Raw genomic sequence first — 19,713 nt, forward strand, 5'->3', positions numbered from 1 at the left:
GTGGTCAGAATGAATGAAGAGGCGCGCGTCAGGCGACTTGCGTGACTTCACAGGGCACAATCAAGCTGGCGTGATTGCCTTTTGGCCCTTCATGGACATCGAACTGAACCTGCTGGCCGGCCTTCAGCGTTCTGTATCCCTCCATCTGAATCGTGGAGTAGTGTGCGAAGATATCGTCGCCGCCGCCAATCGGACAGATAAAGCCGAAGCCCTTGGCGTTGTTGAACCATTTAACAGTACCCGTCTCCATGCTTTTACTTCCCTCGCAAGACATTTTGAACAGTAGGTGAGGTCATTGAAGCTGTGAGTCGAGTTTGTTTAAAACTCAATCAGCTTGTGTAAGTAGAATGTAGAGAAACGGTCCTTATCGTCAAGCAAACGGCCCTGGCGCACGGGGAGAAATTCATCAAAATTTGAGGCAGTTAACGCTATTGCAAATTTTGTGATACAGGTCGCGCATGGGCTTTTAGGGCCGTTTTTTCTTAAGGGAAAGGTGGCTTGACAGACATGTTAAACTTAGGAATGGGCGCAGAAATGCGCGCAATCGTAACGCAGAATTTCGACGGAACATTATGGCAAACACAAACGACTGGCTTAATTTTGAACATCTAGCCGAAGATAAAGTACGCGAAGGGTTAAAGCCGCCTTCGATGTATAAAGTCATTCTGAATAATGACGATTATACACCTATGGAATTTGTTATTGACGTTCTGCAAAAGTTCTTTTCTTATGATGTTGAACGTGCAACGCAACTGATGTTGAAAGTTCACTACCACGGAAAGGCGATTTGTGGTGTATTCACTGCAGAAGTGGCGGAAACCAAAGTCGCCCAGGTGAACAATTACGCACGAGAGAATGAACATCCGTTGCTGTGTACGCTGGAAAAAGCCTGAGCCCGTCTCCATATAGGGGAAAGGTCGTCAGAGCGATAATTGGGGGAGGTGCCAAATGCTCAATCAAGAACTGGAACTCAGTTTAAACATGGCTTTCGCCAGAGCGCGCGAGCACCGTCATGAATTTATGACCGTCGAGCATCTGTTGCTGGCATTGCTTAGCAACCCGTCGGCCAGAGAGGCACTGGAAGCCTGTACGGTGGATATCGTGGCTCTGCGACAGGAACTCGAAGCCTTCATCGAACAAACCACGCCGGTGCTGCCAGCCAGTGAAGAGGAGCGTGATACTCAACCAACGCTCAGCTTTCAGCGCGTGTTGCAACGTGCGGTATTCCATGTCCAGTCATCCGGTCGCAGCGAAGTGGCAGGCGCGAACGTGCTGGTCGCCATTTTCAGCGAGCAGGAGTCTCAAGCGGCTTACCTGCTGCGCAAACACGAAGTCAGCCGCCTCGATGTGGTGAACTTCATCTCCCATGGTACGCGTAAAGATGAGCCGGGCCAGCCGCAGAACAATGCGGAGAATCCGGTTAACGAAGAGCAAGCAGGCGGGGAGGAACGTATGGAAAACTTCACCACCAATCTTAATCAGCTTGCTCGTGTCGGCGGAATCGACCCGCTGATCGGCCGCGATAAAGAGCTGGAGCGTGCCATTCAGGTATTGTGCCGTCGCCGTAAGAATAACCCGCTGCTGGTGGGTGAATCTGGCGTGGGTAAAACCGCGATTGCGGAAGGGCTGGCCTGGCGCATTGTGCAGGGCGATGTTCCAGAAGTGATGAAAGATTGCACCATCTACTCGCTGGATATCGGTTCGCTGCTTGCGGGTACCAAGTACCGTGGTGATTTTGAAAAACGTTTCAAAGCGCTGCTAAAACAGCTGGAACAAGACACCAGTAGCATCCTGTTTATCGATGAAATTCACACCATTATCGGTGCGGGTGCCGCTTCCGGTGGACAGGTGGATGCCGCTAACCTGATCAAACCGTTGCTCTCCAGCGGAAAAATCCGCGTGATGGGGTCAACCACCTATCAGGAGTTCAGCAACATCTTTGAGAAGGACCGTGCGCTGGCGCGTCGTTTCCAGAAGATCGACATTACCGAACCTTCTGTCGAAGAAACCGTGCAGATTCTTAACGGACTGAAACCGAAGTATGAAGCTCACCATGATGTGCGTTATACCGCGAAGGCAGTGCGTGCAGCCGTGGAACTGGCGGTGAAATACATCAACGATCGTCATCTGCCGGATAAGGCGATTGACGTGATAGATGAAGCGGGTGCGCGCGCGCGCCTGGTGCCGGTGAGTAAGCGTAAGAAAACGGTCAATGTATCTGATATTGAATCTGTGGTGGCACGTATTGCGCGTATCCCAGAGCAGAGTGTGTCAGCCACCGATCGCGACACGCTGAAAAATCTCGGCGATCGTCTGAAAATGCTGGTGTTTGGCCAGGATAACGCGATTGAAGCACTGACTGAAGCGATCAAGATGAGCCGTGCCGGTCTCGGTCAGGATCGTAAACCAGTGGGGTCATTCCTGTTTGCTGGTCCAACCGGCGTCGGTAAAACCGAGGTGACGGTTCAGCTGGCGAAGGCCCTGGGGATTGAGCTGCTGCGTTTCGATATGTCCGAGTATATGGAGCGCCACACCGTTAGCCGTTTGATCGGTGCACCTCCGGGATATGTTGGTTTCGATCAGGGTGGTTTGCTCACCGATGCGGTGATTAAGCATCCGCATGCGGTGGTGCTGTTGGATGAAATCGAGAAAGCGCACCCGGATGTCTTTAACCTGCTGCTGCAGGTGATGGATAACGGCATGCTGACCGATAACAACGGCCGCAAAGCGGACTTCCGCAATGTGGTGCTGGTGATGACCACCAACGCCGGTGTTCGCGAAACTGAGCGTAAGTCGATTGGTTTGATTCATCAGGACAACAGCACCGACGCGATGGAAGAGATCAAAAAGATCTTTACGCCTGAGTTCCGTAACCGTCTGGATAACATTATCTGGTTCCGTCATCTGGATACCGCGGTTATCCATCAGGTGGTGGATAAGTTCATCGTCGAGTTGCAAGCGCAACTGGATGCAAAAGGCGTCTCGCTGGAAGTCAGTGATGATGCTCGTGACTGGCTGGCGGATAAAGGTTACGACAAAGCGATGGGTGCCCGCCCAATGGCACGTGCCGTGCAGGAGAATCTGAAGAAACCACTGGCTAACGAACTGCTGTTTGGTTCATTAGTGGATGGCGGTTCAGTCTCGGTGGCGCTGGATAAAGAAAAAAACCAGCTGACCTACCATTTCCTGAGTGCGGAAAAACGGAAAACCGAAGGGACTGTGCACTGATGTGCTGAGTTGCAGATAAGAAAAGGCCGGATGAAAATCCGGCCTTTTTTTTCGCGCTCAGTTAATTGCCACAAACGCGAGATGTGGACAACAACTTAGCGACTACGGAAGACAATGCGGCCTTTGCTCAGGTCGTACGGGGTCAACTCGACAGTCACTTTGTCGCCCGTCAGGATGCGGATGTAGTTTTTGCGCATTTTACCGGAGATATGAGCGGTAACCACGTGCCCGTTTTCAAGTTCTACGCGGAACATGGTGTTAGGTAACGTATCCAGTACGGTACCTTGCATTTCAATATTGTCTTCTTTGGCCATCGAATCCTCTGGGGTGAACTACCAAACTGTTGAACCGGCAAGATAATGCCGAATTCCATGATTTATGTAAAGAACCGTTGGCGATTTTGCCAACGCTTCGCCGTGCGTCGCGCCATTGCGCGCGCATTACGGAAAAATTCGGGTGTTTTTATTGACGTCTGCGGGGGATTAGCGGGCTAAGAAGTTGTCGCAATTGGCATCAAGTGCACAACGGCAACAGCTTCGGGAAATGGATGAGATTCCCAACCTGGCAATTCCGGCTCGCCACAGCGAAGCGCGGACGACATACCAAACTCGCTTATTGTATCACTTTTGTCGGGAATTGTGTGCAAAACATCTGCGAGCAGGGTCAAAAAAGGGTTTGTGTTTGCCAGCAACCGCTTAAAACAGGCTGCCACGCCAGTGTTTGCACGTACTGTAAATAATCGACACGCGGGATTTCAACGGCGCCCAACGAAGCCGTATGTGGGTTAATCACCTGGCAATCAATCAAGCGTCCCTGATGAGCGAGAAAATGCTGAGAGAACACCCACAGCGCAGTTTTTGACGCATTTTCCTGGCGGCTAAACATCGACTCGCCACAAAAAATCTGCCCAAGCGCCAGACCATACATGCCGCCTACCAGCCGATTATCATTCCAGACTTCAATCGAATGCGCGTGACCCAGCTCGTACAAACGCAGCCAGGCGCGTTTCACCTCAAAGGTAATCCAGGTGCCTTCTTGTCTGCCGCTGGCACAGCCTTCCAGTACCTGCGGGAAAGCATGATTCATGGTAACGCGAAAAGGTGAACGGCGATGAAAACGCGCCATGCTGCGGCTGAGATGAAAAGATTCAGGAAGCATCACGGCACGCGGATCGGGCGACCACCATAGAATCGGATCGCCGGGCGAAAACCAGGGGAAAATGCCGCGCTGATAGGCGTTCATCAGTCGGGCAGGGGAGAGGTCGCCGCCCATCGCCAATAATCCATTCGGCTCGCGCAGCGCCATCTCCGGCGGAGGAAAATTTAATGAATCCCGTGAAAGTTGTACCAGTCTCATTGCGTCAATTACCCTTCGGGCTGCTCGCTAAGACTATAGCGCAAAGCGCTGGTGGAAACGCCAATAGCGTCCTGCTTTTGAGATTAATTCGTCATGCGTGCCCGACTCAATAATCTGTCCCTGGTCCATCACGCAAATACGATCCATCGTTGCCAGACCGCTGAGGCGATGGGTCACCATGATCACCGTCTTACCCTGACTGACCTGGCGCAACAGCGTCAATATCTGCTGTTCGGTGGTGGCGTCCAGGCCTTCGGTGGGCTCATCAAGCAACCATAGATCGCCGTTGTGCAACAGGGCGCGTGCAATGGCCAGGCGACGCAGTTCGCCTCCCGACAGCGGGCGGCCACCTTCACCCATCCATGCGTTGAGCCCTTCATCATGTTCCGCCAAATGGGTGAGTCCAACCTGATGCAGTGCTGCATTCAGTTGTTCATCACTGGCGGCAGGGTGTGCCAGCAGTAAATTATCGCGTAACGTCTGACTAAACAGATGCACGCGCTGCGTGACCACGCTGATACGTTGACGCAGACTTTTTTCGTCCCACTCAGCTAGGGGAATATTATTCAGTCGAATGTCACCCTGCTGCGCCTGCCAGCCGCGCGTGATCAGTGCCAGCAAACTGGATTTGCCGCAGCCGGTGGGGCCGAGCAGTGCCAGATGCTCACCGGTTCGCAGTGTCAGCGAGAAGTGCCTGAGTACCGGTTCCGGTCGCTGCGGATAGCTGAAAGTGATTTTTTCCAGCGTCAGGTTGATGCCCGAATCAGAAGGTGCAGTCGAAGAGGGAAAACGAATAAGAGGCTCTTGCTCAATGATCTCCCTTACGCGCTGTGCCGCGCCAGTCACCTGCGACAGCGGCAAAAAGGCGCCCGCTACCGGTGCCAGCGCTTCAAAAGCCGCCAGGCCGCAGAACACGAAGAGCGCGATGAATGCGCCTGGTGCACTATCGCCGCCCACGCCCGCCGCTGAAATCCACAGTAGCAAGACCACGGTTAAGCCGCTGATGAGCAGTAACAGGCTTTGCGCCAGCGCTTGCAGACTATGCTGACGCCGCTGCGCCTGCTGCCAGCTGAATTCTTCGGCATCCAGTTTGTGACGCCACCACGCCGCTGCGCCATAAATTTGCAATTCGGCGAGCCCGGTTACCCATTGCGTCAGTTGCAAACGCCAGCTGGCTTGATGCTGAGCGATGCGATGCCCGGCTGAGGTGCCTAATCGCCAGAACAGCGGTGGCATCAGGAGCAACGTCAGCAGCATCATCGTGCCCAGGAGTAGCGCCAGTGGCACATCTAACATCGCCAGGCCGCAAGTAACGACAATAATGACCACCGCGGCACCGACCAGTGGTGAAATCACACGCAGATAGAGATGGTCTAACGTATCGACATCACTGACAAAGCGGTTAAGCAGTTCGCCCTGTCTGAAACAGGCCAGTTGTTCGGGGGCCAGCGCGATCAGTTTGCTAAAGGTGAACACACGCAAATGCTGCAACACCCTGAAAGTGGCATCGTGACTGACTAAGCGTTCGAAGTAACGCGACGCAGTGCGAGTGATGGCCGCGCCACGCACCCCTGCTGCGGGCAACATATAGTTGAAACTGTAAAGGCCAGCCACGCCAGCCAGCGATGAGGCGGCAAGGAACCAGCCAGATAGGGTGAGCAAGCCAATACTGGCGAGCAAAGTCGCAATGGCTAACACGATGCCCAGACCTAAACGCCAGGGATGACGACGAAACAGACACAGAAACGGCAATAGTGGATTCATCAGACAATCTCCTGCTGGCGATGCTGCACCATGGCACGCAACGGCCCGTTCTGAGCAATCAGTTGTTGCCACTGCCCCTGCTGCACCAGTTGCCCGGATTGCATCACCCAAACTTCATCCCAACTGGCAAGATCGTGAAGTTGGTGGGTGATCATGAGGGTGGTTTGCTGTGTGGCTGCCTGGTTTAATGCGCGCAACACATGCTGTTCACTTTGGCTATCAAGACCTGAACCGGGCTCGTCCAGCAGCAGTAGTTGTGCCGGTTTCAACAGTGCACGCGCAACGGCGACGCGTTGTGCCTGGCCAACAGAAAGGCCCATTCCGCCATCGCCAATGGGGGTGTCGAGGCCTTGCGGTAAACGGGCGATAAACTCATCCACGCCCGCCTGTTGCAAAACGCTGCGCAGTGTTGCTTCATCCATGCTGCTGTTGAGAGACAGGTTTTCGCGCAACGTGGTCGCGGGCAAATGGGGATTTTGACCGACCCACGCCAGATGCTGCTGCCAGTTCTCACGGCTGATATCCCGCAGTTCATGCCCATTGACCCGCAGCGATCCCTGATAGGGCAGAAAGCCGAGCAACACGTTCATCAGTGCTGATTTACCTGCTCCACTCTGACCCACCAGCGCCACGCGTTTATTCGCCTCAAGCGTAAAATTCAGCGGCTGTGATAACGCTTCACCTTTGGCTGTCATCACCACCAAATCTTGTGCTTCAAGGCTTAAAGGGGTATCGAAAGCGACTGACAGGCTGGAGGCGGAAGCTGGGATTTCCGGACTTTCGTTAAGAAAACGATCCAGTGCATCGGCGCCCCCAACAGCTTGCGCTTTAGCGTGGTAAAAAGTACCCAGATCGCGCAGCGGCTGGAAAAACTCAGGCGCCAATATCAGTGCCAGGAATCCAGCAAACAAGGTCACGCCAGTGCCGTAATGACCAAAATTGAGTTCGCCAAGATAGGAGAAGCCGAAATAGACCGCGACCACGGCAATCGCCAGTGAGGCAAAGAATTCCAGCACTGCGGAAGAGAGAAAAGCAAGGCGCAGCACTTCCATGGTGCGCTGACGAAAATCCGTGGTGCTTTCAGCAATCGCCTGCTGTTCAGCGGCAGCCCTGTAGAACAGGCGCAAGGTTTCACGCCCGCGCAGGCGGTCATAAAAATCGCCGCTCAGACGTGCCAGTGCGAGGAAGTTGCGACGGTTTGCATCGGCGGCACCCATGCCGACCATCGCCATGAAAATCGGAATCAGCGGTGCGGTCGCGAGCAGGATCAATCCTGCCGCCCAGTTAATCGGGAAGATGGCTATCAGGATGGCGAAGGGAATAAAAACGGCCAGTGACATCTGTGGCAGATACCGCGCGTAATACTCTTGCATCTCTTCAATTTGCTCAAGCAGCAGCGTTGCCCAGCTTCCCGCTGGTTTGCCCTGAACCCAGGCAGGACCTAAATCATTCAGCTTATCCAGTACCTGTTTGCGCAGAGCGCGACGGATGGCAACGCCAGCACGGTAACCTGCCATTTCTCGTGCATAGTGCAGACCTGCGCGAAGAGCAAAGCACAACAGCAGCAGGATGAAATCAGTCAGCAGGGCACCGCGCGGTTGTTGGGCGACAATAAGATTCTGCAGCAGCGAGGCCAGCAACCAGGCTTGAGCAATAATCACCAGTGCACCAGCAAAACCGAATAGCGATGCGGCACGTAAACTTCGTGCGCCATGAAGACGTTGCTGGCGGAGCCAGCGAAGAAGATGTTGCTGCCGTGATTTTTCCATGCGAAGCCGTTTGATCACTGATGGAGAGAGGCAAAACCGGATAAAGTATCCGGAAATAGTAAGCGCATGAACTTTAGCATGCAGGCAATAAAAAAGGCGACCTAAACAGGTCGCCTCTTTGCAATTATGATCAGCTTATTAACAAGTTACAGATCGGTTTTAACAAGCCCGTCAAGATAGCGTTCTGCATCCAGCGCCGCCATACAGCCGGTGCCGGCAGAGGTGATCGCCTGGCGATAAATATGATCCATCACGTCACCCGCCGCAAACACGCCAGGAATGCTGGTCTGGGTCGCATTGCCCTGCAGACCGGACTGCACTTTGATATAGCCGTTTTCCAGCGCCAGCTGGCCGTCGAAAATGGCGGTATTCGGGCTATGACCAATCGCCACAAACAGCCCGGCAACATCCAGCGCTTCCGGCTCTTCACCTTTGGTGGAAAGCAGTTTCACACCGGTGACACCCATCTGATCGCCGACCACTTCTTCCAGTGTGCGATCGGTGTGCAGTACGATGTTGCCGTTGCGCACTTTATCCATCAGACGATCGATCAGAATTTTTTCCGCACGGAAGCTATCACGACGGTGAATCAAATGGACTTTCGCCGCAATATTTGCCAGGTAAAGGGCCTCTTCCACCGCGGTATTACCGCCACCAATCACCGCGACTTCTTGATTACGATAAAAGAAACCGTCACAGGTCGCACAGGCGGAAACGCCTTTGCCTTTGAACGCTTCTTCAGAGGGCAGGCCGAGATAACGTGCGGAGGCGCCAGTAGCAATGATCAGCGCGTCAGCGGTGTATTCGCCACTGTCCCCCGTTAAACGGAACGGGCGATTTTGCAAATCTACCGTATGAATATGGTCGAAAATAATTTCGGTGTTGAATTTCTCGGCATGCTCTTGCATACGTTCCATCAACGCCGGGCCTGTCAGATCGTTCGGATCGCCTGGCCAATTCTCCACTTCAGTTGTGGTGGTGAGCTGACCGCCTTTTTCCAGCCCGGTAATCAATACCGGATTCAGGTTAGCGCGGGCGGCATAGACTGCCGCAGTATATCCGGCAGGGCCGGAGCCTAAAATGAGCAGCTTACTGTGTTTGGCCGTACTCATGCGTTCCTCAGTTTTTTGCGACAACATAGTTTTTGATTGTAGGGAAATTAGCGCAGCAAAAAAAGGTTTCAGCAATTTTGATAACAATCGCTGCAAGCGGCGTAGTCGATGAGTGCAAATTCTGCACGTCGATTGCGCCAAAAGGGGGCAATGCTCGGCAAATTCTGGTGCAGCAGCATTAAAATTCTCATTTAAAAACAGCAACCCAGAACTCTATCTGGCATCTTGTACTGAATTTGGATGTTTTACTTTGACAATCGCCTGCTGTTTTGCGAAAACATTACCAGAAGCGGAGAATATTTAGCGGTTCAAAACAGAATTTCATTTCTGTTTTGCACGTTTTTGCCGGATAAACTCAGTCTGACATTGGTAATGACGCATGATGTGGACAGACAACATGCGTCATACGGATGGAAGCATTACTGCACAGACTTATCGTCTTCACTTCAGTAAGGCCCTGAACAATGAGCGTTTTCAGGGTGTGGCAGGTAAAGGGAAGGAATTAAGAGAGACAATAATAATGGTAGACAATAAGAAACGCCCCGGAAAAGATCTGGACCGTATCGACAGAAACATTCTGAATGAACTGCAAAAAGACGGCCGTATTTCTAATGTTGAGCTTTCAAAACGTGTTGGCTTATCACCTACGCCGTGTCTTGAGCGTGTGCGTCGCCTGGAACGTCAGGGCTTCATTTTGGGTTACACCGCACAACTGAACCCACATTATCTGGATGCTTCTCTGCTGGTATTCGTTGAGATTACTCTGAATCGTGGTGCGCCAGATGTGTTTGAACAATTTAACGCCGCTGTGCAAAAACTTGAGGAAACTCAAGAGTGTCACCTCGTTTCCGGTGACTTTGACTACCTGTTGAAAACCCGTGTACCGGACATGTCCGCCTACCGTAAGCTTTTGGGTGAAACCTTGCTGCGCCTGCCGGGCGTTAACGACACCCGTACTTACGTGGTGATGGAAGAGGTCAAACAGAGCAATCGTCTGGTGATCAAAACCCGGTAATGCAGGGCAGGTGCAAAACTTGCAGGAATTCGGTACACTCCTGTGAATTCATACAGGACCAGCGTCGGGCTTGCCCGGCGCTGTTGCCTTCTTAATTTACAGGCACCTGGAGAGTTCTCTTGAGCCAGGAATATACAGAAGATAAAGACGTTTCGTTACAACCGCTGAGCAGTGGACGCAGGCTGCTGGAAGCGTTGCTCATCCTTGTGGCCCTGTTCGCCATCTATTTGATGGTGTCGCTGGTTAGCTTCAACCCTTCCGATCCCAGCTGGTCTCAGACCGCCTGGCATGAACCGATCCATAATTTGGGTGGTAGTGTCGGCGCATGGCTGGCGGATACGCTCTTATTCATTTTCGGCGTGATGGCGTATGCCATACCTCCGGTCATCATTGGTTTGTGCTGGATTACATTCCGTCAGCGCGATCGCCAGGATTACATCGATTACTTTGCGGTGGGCTTACGACTGATTGGCGTGCTGGCGCTGGTGGTGACCACTTGTGGTTTAGCCGCGCTGAACGTCGATGACATCTGGTACTTTGCTTCGGGCGGTGTGATTGGCAGCCTCGTCAGTAATGCGATGGCACCCTGGTTTAGTTCTGCCGGCGGTACTTTAACGCTGATCTGCGTCTGGGCGGCAGGCATAACCCTGTACACAGGCTGGTCGTGGCTGACGATCGCCGAAAAAATCGGGAGCGTGGTGATGGGCGTGCTGACCTTCGCCAGCAACCGCTCTCGTCATGACGAACCCTGGCAGGAAGAAGATGAGTACGAAGAAGAGGAAGAGCATGCCGAACATGCTGCGCCTCAACTGCGTGCTGCGCAATCGCATGATGACGATGATGACGTTCTACTGGCTAAGCCGCGTAAGGTGGCTGAGCCTATCGCCGAACAGCTGCCGGATGATCCTCTGCTAGCCAAAGCCAGTGCCGCGACAGCTGCAGCCATTGCTGTGACCGCCGAAGCAGCACACCAGGCGCCAGTTGTGCCTTCCCCCGTGTTCAATGCACCAGCCGAAGCGGCACCTGTTGTTCATACCCCGGAAGTGCGAGCGGCAGAAGCACCTGTTGCGGTACCTCCTGCGCCTGAACCGGTTATTCAACCCGCACCGCCGCTGTATCGCTTTGAAGTTCCGGGCGAACCTGCACCTTCAGCGTTTTCACCCGTTGATGACGATGAAGGGCCACGCATGGGGAACTGGCAGGATGCCGCTCAATCATCTGCTTCTCTGAACACTGCGGCAGCCGCAGCAGTGGGGGCAGCTGCAGCGAAAACGGCTTCTGCGTATACACCCGCTTTCGATGTGGTGCCGGAGCGCGATTACAACCCGCAGGTGAAGCAGGGTATTGGCCCTGAATTGCCGCGTCCGAACAAAGTTAAACTGCCAACACGTCGTGAACTGGCTTCTTACGGCATTAAGTTGCCGTCACAGCGTATGGCTGAAGACAAAGCGCGAGAAGAAGCCGAACAGCAACTGCCTGAAATGACCGCGACCTATCATGAACCGTTACAGGATCATGAAGGGGATGCTGCGTTGCAGGAAGCCCAACTGCGTGAAGCGTTTGCGTCTCAGCAACAGCAGCGCTATGCAGAGACCGGACAGCATCAAGTCGAAGAAGATGAAGAGGCTTTACATCAGGCGCAGTTGGCTAATCAGTTTGCAGCTCAGCAGCAACAACGCTATCAGCAATCTGATACCAATGAAGGCCCAGTATTTAACCTTGATACTTCATCAGCCTTTGATTTTTCGCCGATGAAAGATTTGGTTGATGACGGCCCAAGCGAGCCATTGTTTACCATCGATGCCACGCCTGAGCCGGAAGCGCCTGCGCAATGGCAGCAGCCTGTCGCACCGCAACCTGAAGCGCCTTCGCAGTGGCAGCAGCCTGCCGCACCGCAATCTGAAGCACCTGCGCAGTGGCAACAACCTGCAGCACCGCAGCCGGAAGCCATGCCATCGCTGAATGAGCACAATAGCCCATGGTCATCGCCCGAGACCGAAAGCTATGCTGCGCCAGCAGAAGCGCCTCAACCGGTCGCACCTGCGCAAGATAGCCTGTTCCATCCGTTCCTGGTTCGTCATGAACGTCCGCTGGAAAAGCCTTCTACGCCGCTGCCGACGCTTGATTTGCTGACCTCTCCGCCTTCGGAAGAGGAACCTGTGGATATGTTCGCGCTTGAGCAGACAGCACGTCTGGTTGAAGCGCGTCTGGCCGATTATCGTGTGAAGGCTGAGGTGGTGGGCATCTCGCCTGGCCCGGTTATCACCCGCTTTGAGCTGGATCTTGCTCCTGGCGTGAAAGCCGCACGTATCTCTAACCTCTCGCGCGATTTGGCCCGTTCGCTCTCTGCCGTCGCGGTGCGTGTGGTGGAAGTGATTCCAGGCAAACCTTACGTCGGCCTGGAATTACCGAACAAACATCGCCAAACCGTGTATCTGCGCGAAGTGCTTGATTGCGACAAGTTCCGTGATAACCCGTCACCGCTGTCAGTGGTGCTGGGGAAAGACATTTCGGGCCAGCCGGTGGTGGCCGATCTGGCGAAGATGCCGCACCTGCTGGTTGCCGGTACGACCGGTTCCGGTAAGTCGGTTGGTGTGAACACCATGATCATCAGCATGCTGTATAAAGCCACACCAGAAGAAGTGCGCTTTATCATGATCGACCCGAAAATGCTGGAGCTCTCCGTCTACGAAGGCATTCCGCATTTGCTGACTGAGGTGGTCACCGACATGAAAGATGCAGCGAACGCGCTGCGCTGGAGTGTGGGTGAGATGGAACGCCGCTATAAACTGATGTCTGCGCTGGGCGTGCGTAATCTTGCCGGTTACAACGAGAAAATTGAGCAGGCTGCTGCCATGGGGCGTCCAATTCCAGACCCGTTCTGGAAGCCGGGTGACAGCATGGACACTACGCCGCCAGTGCTGGAAAAACTGCCGTATATCGTGGTGTTGGTCGATGAATTCGCCGATCTGATGATGGCGGTGGGCAAGAAAGTTGAAGAGTTGATTGCTCGCCTGGCACAGAAAGCGCGTGCGGCGGGTATTCACCTGGTGCTGGCAACCCAGCGTCCGTCGGTGGATGTGATTACCGGCTTGATCAAAGCCAACATCCCAACGCGTATCGCCTTTACGGTGTCCAGTAAAATTGACTCACGCACCATTCTTGATCAAGGCGGCGCGGAATCACTGCTGGGAATGGGTGACATGCTTTATATGCCGCCTAACTCCTCAATGCCGGTGCGTGTCCACGGTGCCTTCGTGCGCGATCAGGAAGTGCATGCGGTGGTGCAGGACTGGAAAGCACGTGGACGTCCGCAATACATCGACAGCATTACCGCGGGTGAAGAGAGCGAGAGCACAGCGGGCGGTCTTGATGGTGATGAAGAGCTTGATCCGCTGTTCGATCAGGCGGTCTCATTTGTGGTCGAGAAACGTCGCGCCTCTATCTCCGGTGTTCAGCGTCAGTTCCGTATTGGTTACAACCGTGCAGCGCGCATCATTGAACAGATGGAAGCGCAGGGTATTGTCTCTGAACCGGGCCATAATGGTAACCGCGAGGTGCTGTCACCGCCGCCGCATGAGATGTAATCTAGCGCACGCCATGACTTACTTCTGGGCCAGTTAACACTGGCCCGTTGTTTATCTGCAGAACGATCCCCATATCGTTGGGAGCTTTCGGCTTTTTCTTCTGTCGAACAGACAGAGCGGCAACTACGTTTAATGCAGTAAGTGTCGGGAAACCATGAATAAGGAATCGAATCAGATGAAATTACGCGTTATTGCCTGCGGCCTGCTGGCCGGTTTTGTTTCTTCGTCGGTATTGGCGGATGCGTCGAGCGATTTGCAGCAGCGTCTGAACAAAGTGAACAGCTTCCATGCCAGCTTTAGCCAGAAAGTGACAGATGGCAGCGGTGCAAATGTGCAGGATGGTGAAGGTGAGCTGTGGGTTAAACGCCCAAGCTTATTCAACTGGCATATGACCGCGCCAGACGAAAGCGTGATTATCTCCGACGGTAAAAACCTGTGGTTCTATAATCCGTTTGTCGAGCAAGCCAGCGTTAGCCTGCTGCAGAACGCCACCAGCAATACGCCATTCATGCTGATTGCCCGAAATCAGCCAAGCGACTGGCAGCAGTACAACATCAAGCAGCAGGGTGATAATTTCGAACTGACGCCAAAAAGCAGCGATGGCAACCTGAAGCAATTCACCATCAACGTCTCTGCATCCGGAACCATCAACAAATTCAGTGCGATTGAGCAAGATGGTCAACACAGTGATTATCAGCTGAAAAGCCAGAAAAACGGTGCGATTAGCCCAGATAAGTTCACCTTTACACCGCCAAAAGGGGTAACGGTGGACGATCAACGTCAGTGAGGTCGCGGTGAGTAACCTGTCCCTGGATTTTGCCACTTCAAATGAGTTTCAGCCGCTGGCCGCGCGTATGCGGCCAACCACATTGCAGCAGTATATCGGGCAACAGCATCTGCTGGCGGCGGGTAAACCGCTGCCGCGCGCGATTGAAGCCGGGCATTTGCACTCAATGATTTTGTGGGGGCCGCCAGGAACAGGGAAAACAACACTGGCAGAGATCATTGCGCACTATGGCAAGGCGGATGTCGAGCGAATTTCTGCCGTGACATCCGGCGTGAAAGAGATCCGTGAAGCCATCGAGCGCGCGCGGCAGAATCGTCAACTGGGCCGCCGTACCATCCTGTTTGTGGATGAGGTTCATCGTTTTAATAAAAGCCAGCAGGATGCATTCCTGCCCCATATTGAAGATGGCACCATTACCTTTATCGGTGCGACCACCGAGAATCCATCGTTTGAACTCAACTCGGCACTGCTATCGCGTGCTCGTGTCTATCTGCTGAAATCGCTCACCACGGAAGATATTGAACAGGTGCTCACCCAGGCGATGGAGGATAGTGCGCGGGGTTACGGTAACAGCGACATTTTGCTCCCAGAAAACACCCGGCGCATGATTGCTGAGTTGGTTAACGGCGATGCACGTCGTGCGCTGAATACGCTGGAAATGATGGCGGATATGGCAGAGAGCAACGCGCAAGGTCAGCGTGAACTGACGCCTCAGCTGTTAAATGAAGTATCCGGCGAAAGAGCGGCGCGCTTTGATAACAAAGGCGACCGTTTCTATGATCTGATTTCGGCGCTGCATAAATCTGTGCGCGGTTCAGCACCGGATGCCGCCCTCTATTGGTATGCCCGCATTATTACCGCCGGCGGCGACCCGTTATATGTTGCACGCCGTTTACTGGCGATCGCTTCGGAAGATGTGGGCAACGCCGATCCACGCGGTATGCAGGTGGCTATTTCGGCTTGGGACTGTTTCACTCGCGTCGGGCCTGCAGAAGGTGAGCGCGCCATCGCACAGGCGATCGTCTATCTGGCCTGCGCGCCCAAAAGTAATGCGGTTTACACGGCGTTCAAGGCGGCCATGCGCGACGCACGAGAATTCCCGGATTATGATGTGCCAGAGCACCTGCGCAATGCGCCCACCAAATTAATGAAAGAGATGGGGCTGGGCAAAGAGTATCGTTATGCACATGACGAACCCAATGCTTACGCGGCAGGAGAGGTGTTCTTCCCGCCTGAAATGGCGCAAACGCGCTACTATCAACCCACCAATCGGGGGCTTGAAGGGAAAATCGGCGAAAAACTCGCCTGGTTGGCTGAACAGGATCAAAATAGCCCGATAAAACGCTACCGCTGATAAACGCCTTACGGTAAGGTGAGCAAGTATTTCAATGCATTCCAGTGGGATGCATCCCTTCATTCGTTCAACCAACCTTAATTACACAGGATAAGCATGCTCGATCCCAATCTGCTGCGTAATGAGCCAGACGCAGTCGCTGAAAAACTGGCACGCCGAGGATTCAAACTGGATGTGGAAACGCTGCGTTCGCTCGAAGAGCGTCGTAAAGTACTGCAGGTAGAAACTGAAAATCTGCAGGCAGAGCGTAACTCCCGATCCAAATCCATCGGTCAGGCCAAAGCGCGTGGGGAAGACATCGAGCCACTGCGTCAGGAAGTGAACGTGCTGGGCGAACGCCTGGATGCGGCGAAGGTTGAGCTGGATACACTGCAAAACACCATCCGCGATTTTGCCCTCTCGCTGCCTAACCTGCCGGTCGATGAAGTGCCGCTGGGTAAAGACGATAGCGAGAATCAGGAAGTCAGCCGCTGGGGCCAGCCGCGCCAGTTCGATTTCCCGGTAAAAGACCACGTTGAGCTGGGTGAAGCGGTTAAAGGGCTGGATTTTGCCGCTGCAGTGAAACTGACCGGTTCACGTTTCATCGTGATGCAGGGGCAGATCGCTCGCCTGCATCGTGCGCTCAGCCAGTTCATGATTGATCTGCACACTCAACAGCACGGTTATCTGGAAACCTACGTGCCGTATCTGGTCAACCATGAGACGCTGTTTGGTACGGGTCAATTACCTAAGTTTGGTGAAGACCTGTTCCACACCAAGCCTTTGGGTGAAGAAGCGGGCAGCAGCAACTACGCACTGATCCCGACGGCGGAAGTGCCGCTGACCAACCTGGTGCGTGATGAGATCGTGGAAGAAGAAAATCTGCCGATAAAACTCACCGCGCACACGCCGTGCTTCCGCTCTGAAGCAGGTTCTTACGGACGCGACACGCGTGGTCTGATTCGTATGCACCAGTTCGACAAAGTTGAGATGGTGCACATTGTTGCGCCTGAGACTTCAATGGACGCACTGGAAGAGTTGGTTGGTCATGCTGAGAAAGTCCTGCAGTTGCTGAACCTGCCGTACCGTAAGGTGCTGCTGTGTACTGGTGATATGGGCTTTGGTTCCGCCAAAACCTACGATCTGGAAGTGTGGCTGCCGGCGCAGGATACCTATCGTGAGATCTCTTCTTGTTCCAACATGTGGGATTTCCAGGCGCGTCGCATGCAGGCTCGCTGCCGCAGTAAAACCGACAAGAAGCCTCGCCTGGTGCACACACTGAACGGTTCAGGCCTGGCAGTTGGACGTACATTGGTGGCGGTGCTGGAAAACTACCAGCAGGCTGACGGCCGTATCGAAGTACCAGAAGTGCTGCGTCCCTATATGGGCGGATTGGAAATCATTGGTTAATCGCTGGTTTCCGACAATAAAACCCGGCAATGCCGGGTTTTTTATTTTCAGGATCGAGCGATTATTTTTTAGTAAGAATTAATCAGAAATAAACGTTATCGTCAGTAGACTCGCTTAAAACACTAAAATCCATAAATTCATGCAGATAGCAATGAGTTATGGTGATGATATATCTCCTCTAAGCTGCTGAAGATAAAAATAATAAATTGTTCAGCAGCAAATTGTGCTGTGGTGATTTTTTGCCCGTTGACTTTAAAATAGCGAATGGCAAACTGCGCGCAATTATCTTCATTTCTTTGGTTTTTAATCCCTATGTCTACCTGGTCACGCCCCGTCGTGTTGCTGCTCTGCGGCTTAATGCTCATGACGGTGTCTATTGCTGTGCTTAATACGCTGGTACCGCTTTGGCTTACTCACGATCAACTGCCGACATGGCAGGTGGGTATGGCCAGCTCAGCCTATTACACCGGGAATCTGCTGGGAACATTGCTCGCGGGCTGGTTAATCAACCGCTATGGCTTTAATCGCTGTTTCTATCTGGCCAGCGCCCTGTTTGCCGTCGCAACTATGGGAATGGTGTTGTTAGAAGGCTTCTACAGCTGGACTGCGCTGCGTTTTGTTGCGGGTGTTGGTTGCGCGCTGATCTGGGTGGTGGTGGAGAGTGCGTTGCTGTGCAGCGGTACAGTGCGTAATCGCGGTCAGTTGTTGGCTGCCTATATGATCATCTACTATCTCGGCACGGTAGCGGGTCAGTTGCTGGTGAGTCGCGTTTCGACTGAGCTCCTGCAGGTGATCCCATGGGTTACCGCGCTGATCGTCTGTGCCGTGCTGCCGGTGGTCTTCCTGCGTGTTAATGCCAGCTCCGCGACTGAAGAGGCTTCTACCGGTCGCATCTGGACCATGTTGCGCCGTCGCAGCTCACGTCTGGGCATCAACGGCTGCATCATTTCCGGTATCGTACTGGGTTCACTGTATGGTCTGATGCCGTTGTATCTGTCTCATCGGGGAATGAGTGATGCCAACGTCGGATACTGGATGGCGCTGCTGGTGAGTTCGGGCATTGTCGGCCAGTGGCCGGTGGGCCGTCTAGCCGACCGCTTTGGGCGCCTGATGGTGTTGCGCGTTCAGGTGTTTGTGGTGATTCTGGGTGCCATCGCCATGTTGGGCGATACTGCTATGGCGCCTGCACTGTTTGTTTTGGGGCTGGCTGGCTTCACGCTCTATCCAGTGGCGATGTCCTGGGCATGTGAAACCGTTGCGCACCATGAGCTGGTTGCCATGAATCAGGCGCTACTGTTCAGCTACACCATTGGCAGTCTGGTCGGGCCGGGCATGACATCAATGCTGATGCAGAATTACTCTGACCGTTTGCTGTTTGTGATGATTGCGGCCGTCGCGTTAGTGTATCTGGTGATGCTGCTGCGTAAGGCCGATCAGCACGCCACACCAATTGCACACGCTTAATATCTGATTGCGTAAATAATAAAGGGAGCGACATGCTCCCTTTTTTGTTAGTACATCACTTCGTGACCATAACCCGCCAGGATCTTTTTGACCCTTTCCATGGTCTCTTTGCTGGGTGGTTTAACGCCATCCAGTTTGTACTCTTCACCCATGGCAATCCATTTATGCTTGCCCAGTTCATGGTAGGGCAGTAGCTCAATCTTCTCGACGTTCTCCATATCTTTCGTAAATTCGCCGAGGCGATGGGCAGAATCATCATCATCGGAATAGCCAGGCACCACCACAAAGCGAATCCAGGTACGTTTGCCTTTCTTCTGCAGATAGCGCGCGAAATCGAGGGTGCGATGATTAGAGACGCCAACCAGAATCTGGTGCACATCATCATTGATTTGTTTTAGGTCGAGCATCACCAGATCGGTGGCATCCAGCATTTCGTCGATCACTGGATCGTAACGACGTACAAAGCCGTTGGTATCCAGGCAGGTGTGAATGCCTTCTGCCTTACAGGCACGGAACCAATCACGCACAAACTCGGCTTGTAAGATTGCTTCCCCACCTGATGCCGTTACTCCTCCGCCAGAGGCATTCATAAAGTGACGATACGACAGTGCATCTTTCATCAGGTCGTCCACCGTGACTTCTTTGCCACCGTGGGTGTCCCAGGTGTCGCGATTATGGCAGTAGAGGCAGCGCATCAGGCAGCCCTGGAAGAAGGTGATAAAACGGATGCCGGGACCGTCAACGGTGCCGCAGGATTCAAATGAGTGGATACGACCGATGGTTGACATTGCGATGTATTCTCCGGGTTAGCCTCAACATCAGGCGGCACAATCTGTGTTGTGCTCTTGGATTAAAGTCGATTTTGCCAGGCTGCCAGCGAAAGCAAAC

16 protein-coding genes are annotated in these 19,713 nt (G+C 53.5%); 8 read left to right on the top strand and 8 right to left on the bottom strand.

What is annotated here, in order from left to right; all coding sequences use genetic code 11:
* Positions 1-28: 28 nt before the first annotated feature.
* Positions 29-250, bottom strand: coding sequence for a cold shock-like protein CspD (cspD, locus tag AC6I8L_RS06640; protein WP_038647847.1), 222 nt, complete (start codon positions 248-250; stop codon positions 29-31).
* 322 nt (positions 251-572) lie between these two features.
* Here cspD and clpS point away from each other — a divergent pair, with 322 nt between their 5' ends.
* Positions 573-893 (top strand): ATP-dependent Clp protease adapter ClpS, encoded by a 321-nt coding sequence (gene clpS / locus AC6I8L_RS06645; RefSeq protein ID WP_034820663.1) that lies wholly within the window; start codon positions 573-575, stop codon positions 891-893.
* A 55-nt stretch (positions 894-948) separates the two neighbouring features.
* Positions 949-3,228 (top strand): ATP-dependent Clp protease ATP-binding subunit ClpA, encoded by a 2,280-nt coding sequence (gene clpA, locus AC6I8L_RS06650; RefSeq protein WP_058961793.1) that lies wholly within the window; start codon positions 949-951, stop codon positions 3,226-3,228.
* 95 nt (positions 3,229-3,323) lie between these two features.
* Here clpA and infA read toward each other — a convergent pair whose 3' ends face one another.
* From infA to trxB, 5 genes are all read right to left on the bottom strand, one after another.
* A complete protein-coding gene (gene infA, locus AC6I8L_RS06655) occupies positions 3,324-3,542 on the bottom strand; it encodes a translation initiation factor IF-1 (protein ID WP_002211347.1) in 219 nt (72 codons plus the stop codon).
* A gap of 349 nt (positions 3,543-3,891) precedes the next feature.
* On the bottom strand, positions 3,892-4,584 hold the full coding sequence (gene aat, locus AC6I8L_RS06660; RefSeq protein WP_058961792.1) for a leucyl/phenylalanyl-tRNA--protein transferase: 693 nt from the start codon (positions 4,582-4,584) through the stop codon (positions 3,892-3,894).
* A gap of 33 nt (positions 4,585-4,617) precedes the next feature.
* Positions 4,618-6,348, bottom strand: a complete 1,731-nt coding sequence (gene cydC, locus AC6I8L_RS06665; protein ID WP_058961791.1) for a heme ABC transporter ATP-binding protein/permease CydC — start codon at positions 6,346-6,348, stop codon at positions 4,618-4,620.
* Complete coding sequence (gene cydD / locus AC6I8L_RS06670) at positions 6,348-8,117, bottom strand: heme ABC transporter permease/ATP-binding protein CydD (RefSeq protein WP_058961790.1); 1,770 nt, start codon at positions 8,115-8,117, stop codon at positions 6,348-6,350. The genes cydC and cydD overlap by 1 nt, the downstream gene beginning before the upstream one ends.
* A 146-nt stretch (positions 8,118-8,263) precedes the next feature.
* Positions 8,264-9,229 (bottom strand): thioredoxin-disulfide reductase, encoded by a 966-nt coding sequence (trxB, locus tag AC6I8L_RS06675; RefSeq protein WP_058961789.1) that lies wholly within the window; start codon positions 9,227-9,229, stop codon positions 8,264-8,266.
* 520 nt (positions 9,230-9,749) lie between these two features.
* Here trxB and lrp point away from each other — a divergent pair.
* The 5 genes from lrp to serS all read left to right on the top strand — a co-directional run bounded on the left by lrp (position 9,750) and on the right by serS (position 17,361).
* Positions 9,750-10,244, top strand: coding sequence for a leucine-responsive transcriptional regulator Lrp (gene lrp / locus AC6I8L_RS06680; protein WP_006118610.1), 495 nt, complete (start codon positions 9,750-9,752; stop codon positions 10,242-10,244).
* Between the two features lie 119 nt (positions 10,245-10,363).
* Positions 10,364-13,831: a DNA translocase FtsK gene (locus AC6I8L_RS06685; protein ID WP_058961788.1), complete on the top strand. Its 3,468-nt coding sequence runs from the start codon at positions 10,364-10,366 to the stop codon at positions 13,829-13,831.
* 175 nt (positions 13,832-14,006) lie between these two features.
* Positions 14,007-14,618, top strand: a complete 612-nt coding sequence (lolA, locus tag AC6I8L_RS06690; RefSeq protein ID WP_034820613.1) for an outer membrane lipoprotein periplasmic chaperone LolA — start codon at positions 14,007-14,009, stop codon at positions 14,616-14,618.
* A 7-nt stretch (positions 14,619-14,625) separates the two neighbouring features.
* Entirely contained in the window at positions 14,626-15,972 is a 1,347-nt protein-coding gene (locus AC6I8L_RS06695; RefSeq protein WP_058961787.1) for a replication-associated recombination protein A, read from the top strand.
* 96 nt (positions 15,973-16,068) lie between these two features.
* A complete protein-coding gene (gene serS / locus AC6I8L_RS06700) occupies positions 16,069-17,361 on the top strand; it encodes a serine--tRNA ligase (RefSeq protein ID WP_058961786.1) in 1,293 nt (430 codons plus the stop codon).
* A 137-nt stretch (positions 17,362-17,498) separates the two neighbouring features.
* On the opposite strand, the gene AC6I8L_RS06705 is transcribed toward serS, so the two are convergent.
* Positions 17,499-17,726: a hypothetical protein gene (locus AC6I8L_RS06705; protein WP_167347135.1), complete on the bottom strand. Its 228-nt coding sequence runs from the start codon at positions 17,724-17,726 to the stop codon at positions 17,499-17,501.
* On the opposite strand from AC6I8L_RS06705, the gene AC6I8L_RS06710 reads away from it, so the two are divergent.
* Positions 17,674-18,825, top strand: a complete 1,152-nt coding sequence (locus AC6I8L_RS06710) for an MFS transporter (RefSeq protein ID WP_058961785.1) — start codon at positions 17,674-17,676, stop codon at positions 18,823-18,825. The two genes, AC6I8L_RS06705 and AC6I8L_RS06710, sit on opposite strands and share 53 nt — an antisense overlap.
* A gap of 47 nt (positions 18,826-18,872) precedes the next feature.
* Here the strand turns inward: AC6I8L_RS06710 and pflA are convergent, their stop codons facing one another.
* Positions 18,873-19,613: a pyruvate formate lyase 1-activating protein gene (gene pflA / locus AC6I8L_RS06715; protein ID WP_058961784.1), complete on the bottom strand. Its 741-nt coding sequence runs from the start codon at positions 19,611-19,613 to the stop codon at positions 18,873-18,875.
* Between the last annotated feature and the right edge of the window lie 100 nt (positions 19,614-19,713).

It is taken from the genome of Type-E symbiont of Plautia stali (assembly GCF_059731115.1).

Coding starts and splice junctions, on each gene's coding strand:
- AC6I8L_RS06710 (WP_058961785.1), top strand. CDS start 17,674: ATGTCTACCTGGTCACGCCCCGTCGTGTTGCTGCTCTGCGGCTTAATG.
- cspD (WP_038647847.1), bottom strand. CDS start 250: ATGGAGACGGGTACTGTTAAATGGTTCAACAACGCCAAGGGCTTCGGC.
- clpA (WP_058961793.1), top strand. CDS start 949: ATGCTCAATCAAGAACTGGAACTCAGTTTAAACATGGCTTTCGCCAGA.
- lrp (WP_006118610.1), top strand. CDS start 9,750: ATGGTAGACAATAAGAAACGCCCCGGAAAAGATCTGGACCGTATCGAC.
- serS (WP_058961786.1), top strand. CDS start 16,069: ATGCTCGATCCCAATCTGCTGCGTAATGAGCCAGACGCAGTCGCTGAA.
- aat (WP_058961792.1), bottom strand. CDS start 4,584: ATGAGACTGGTACAACTTTCACGGGATTCATTAAATTTTCCTCCGCCG.
- infA (WP_002211347.1), bottom strand. CDS start 3,542: ATGGCCAAAGAAGACAATATTGAAATGCAAGGTACCGTACTGGATACG.
- cydC (WP_058961791.1), bottom strand. CDS start 6,348: ATGAATCCACTATTGCCGTTTCTGTGTCTGTTTCGTCGTCATCCCTGG.
- AC6I8L_RS06705 (WP_167347135.1), bottom strand. CDS start 17,726: ATGAGCATTAAGCCGCAGAGCAGCAACACGACGGGGCGTGACCAGGTA.
- clpS (WP_034820663.1), top strand. CDS start 573: ATGGCAAACACAAACGACTGGCTTAATTTTGAACATCTAGCCGAAGAT.
- pflA (WP_058961784.1), bottom strand. CDS start 19,613: ATGTCAACCATCGGTCGTATCCACTCATTTGAATCCTGCGGCACCGTT.
- cydD (WP_058961790.1), bottom strand. CDS start 8,117: ATGGAAAAATCACGGCAGCAACATCTTCTTCGCTGGCTCCGCCAGCAA.
- lolA (WP_034820613.1), top strand. CDS start 14,007: ATGAAATTACGCGTTATTGCCTGCGGCCTGCTGGCCGGTTTTGTTTCT.
- trxB (WP_058961789.1), bottom strand. CDS start 9,229: ATGAGTACGGCCAAACACAGTAAGCTGCTCATTTTAGGCTCCGGCCCT.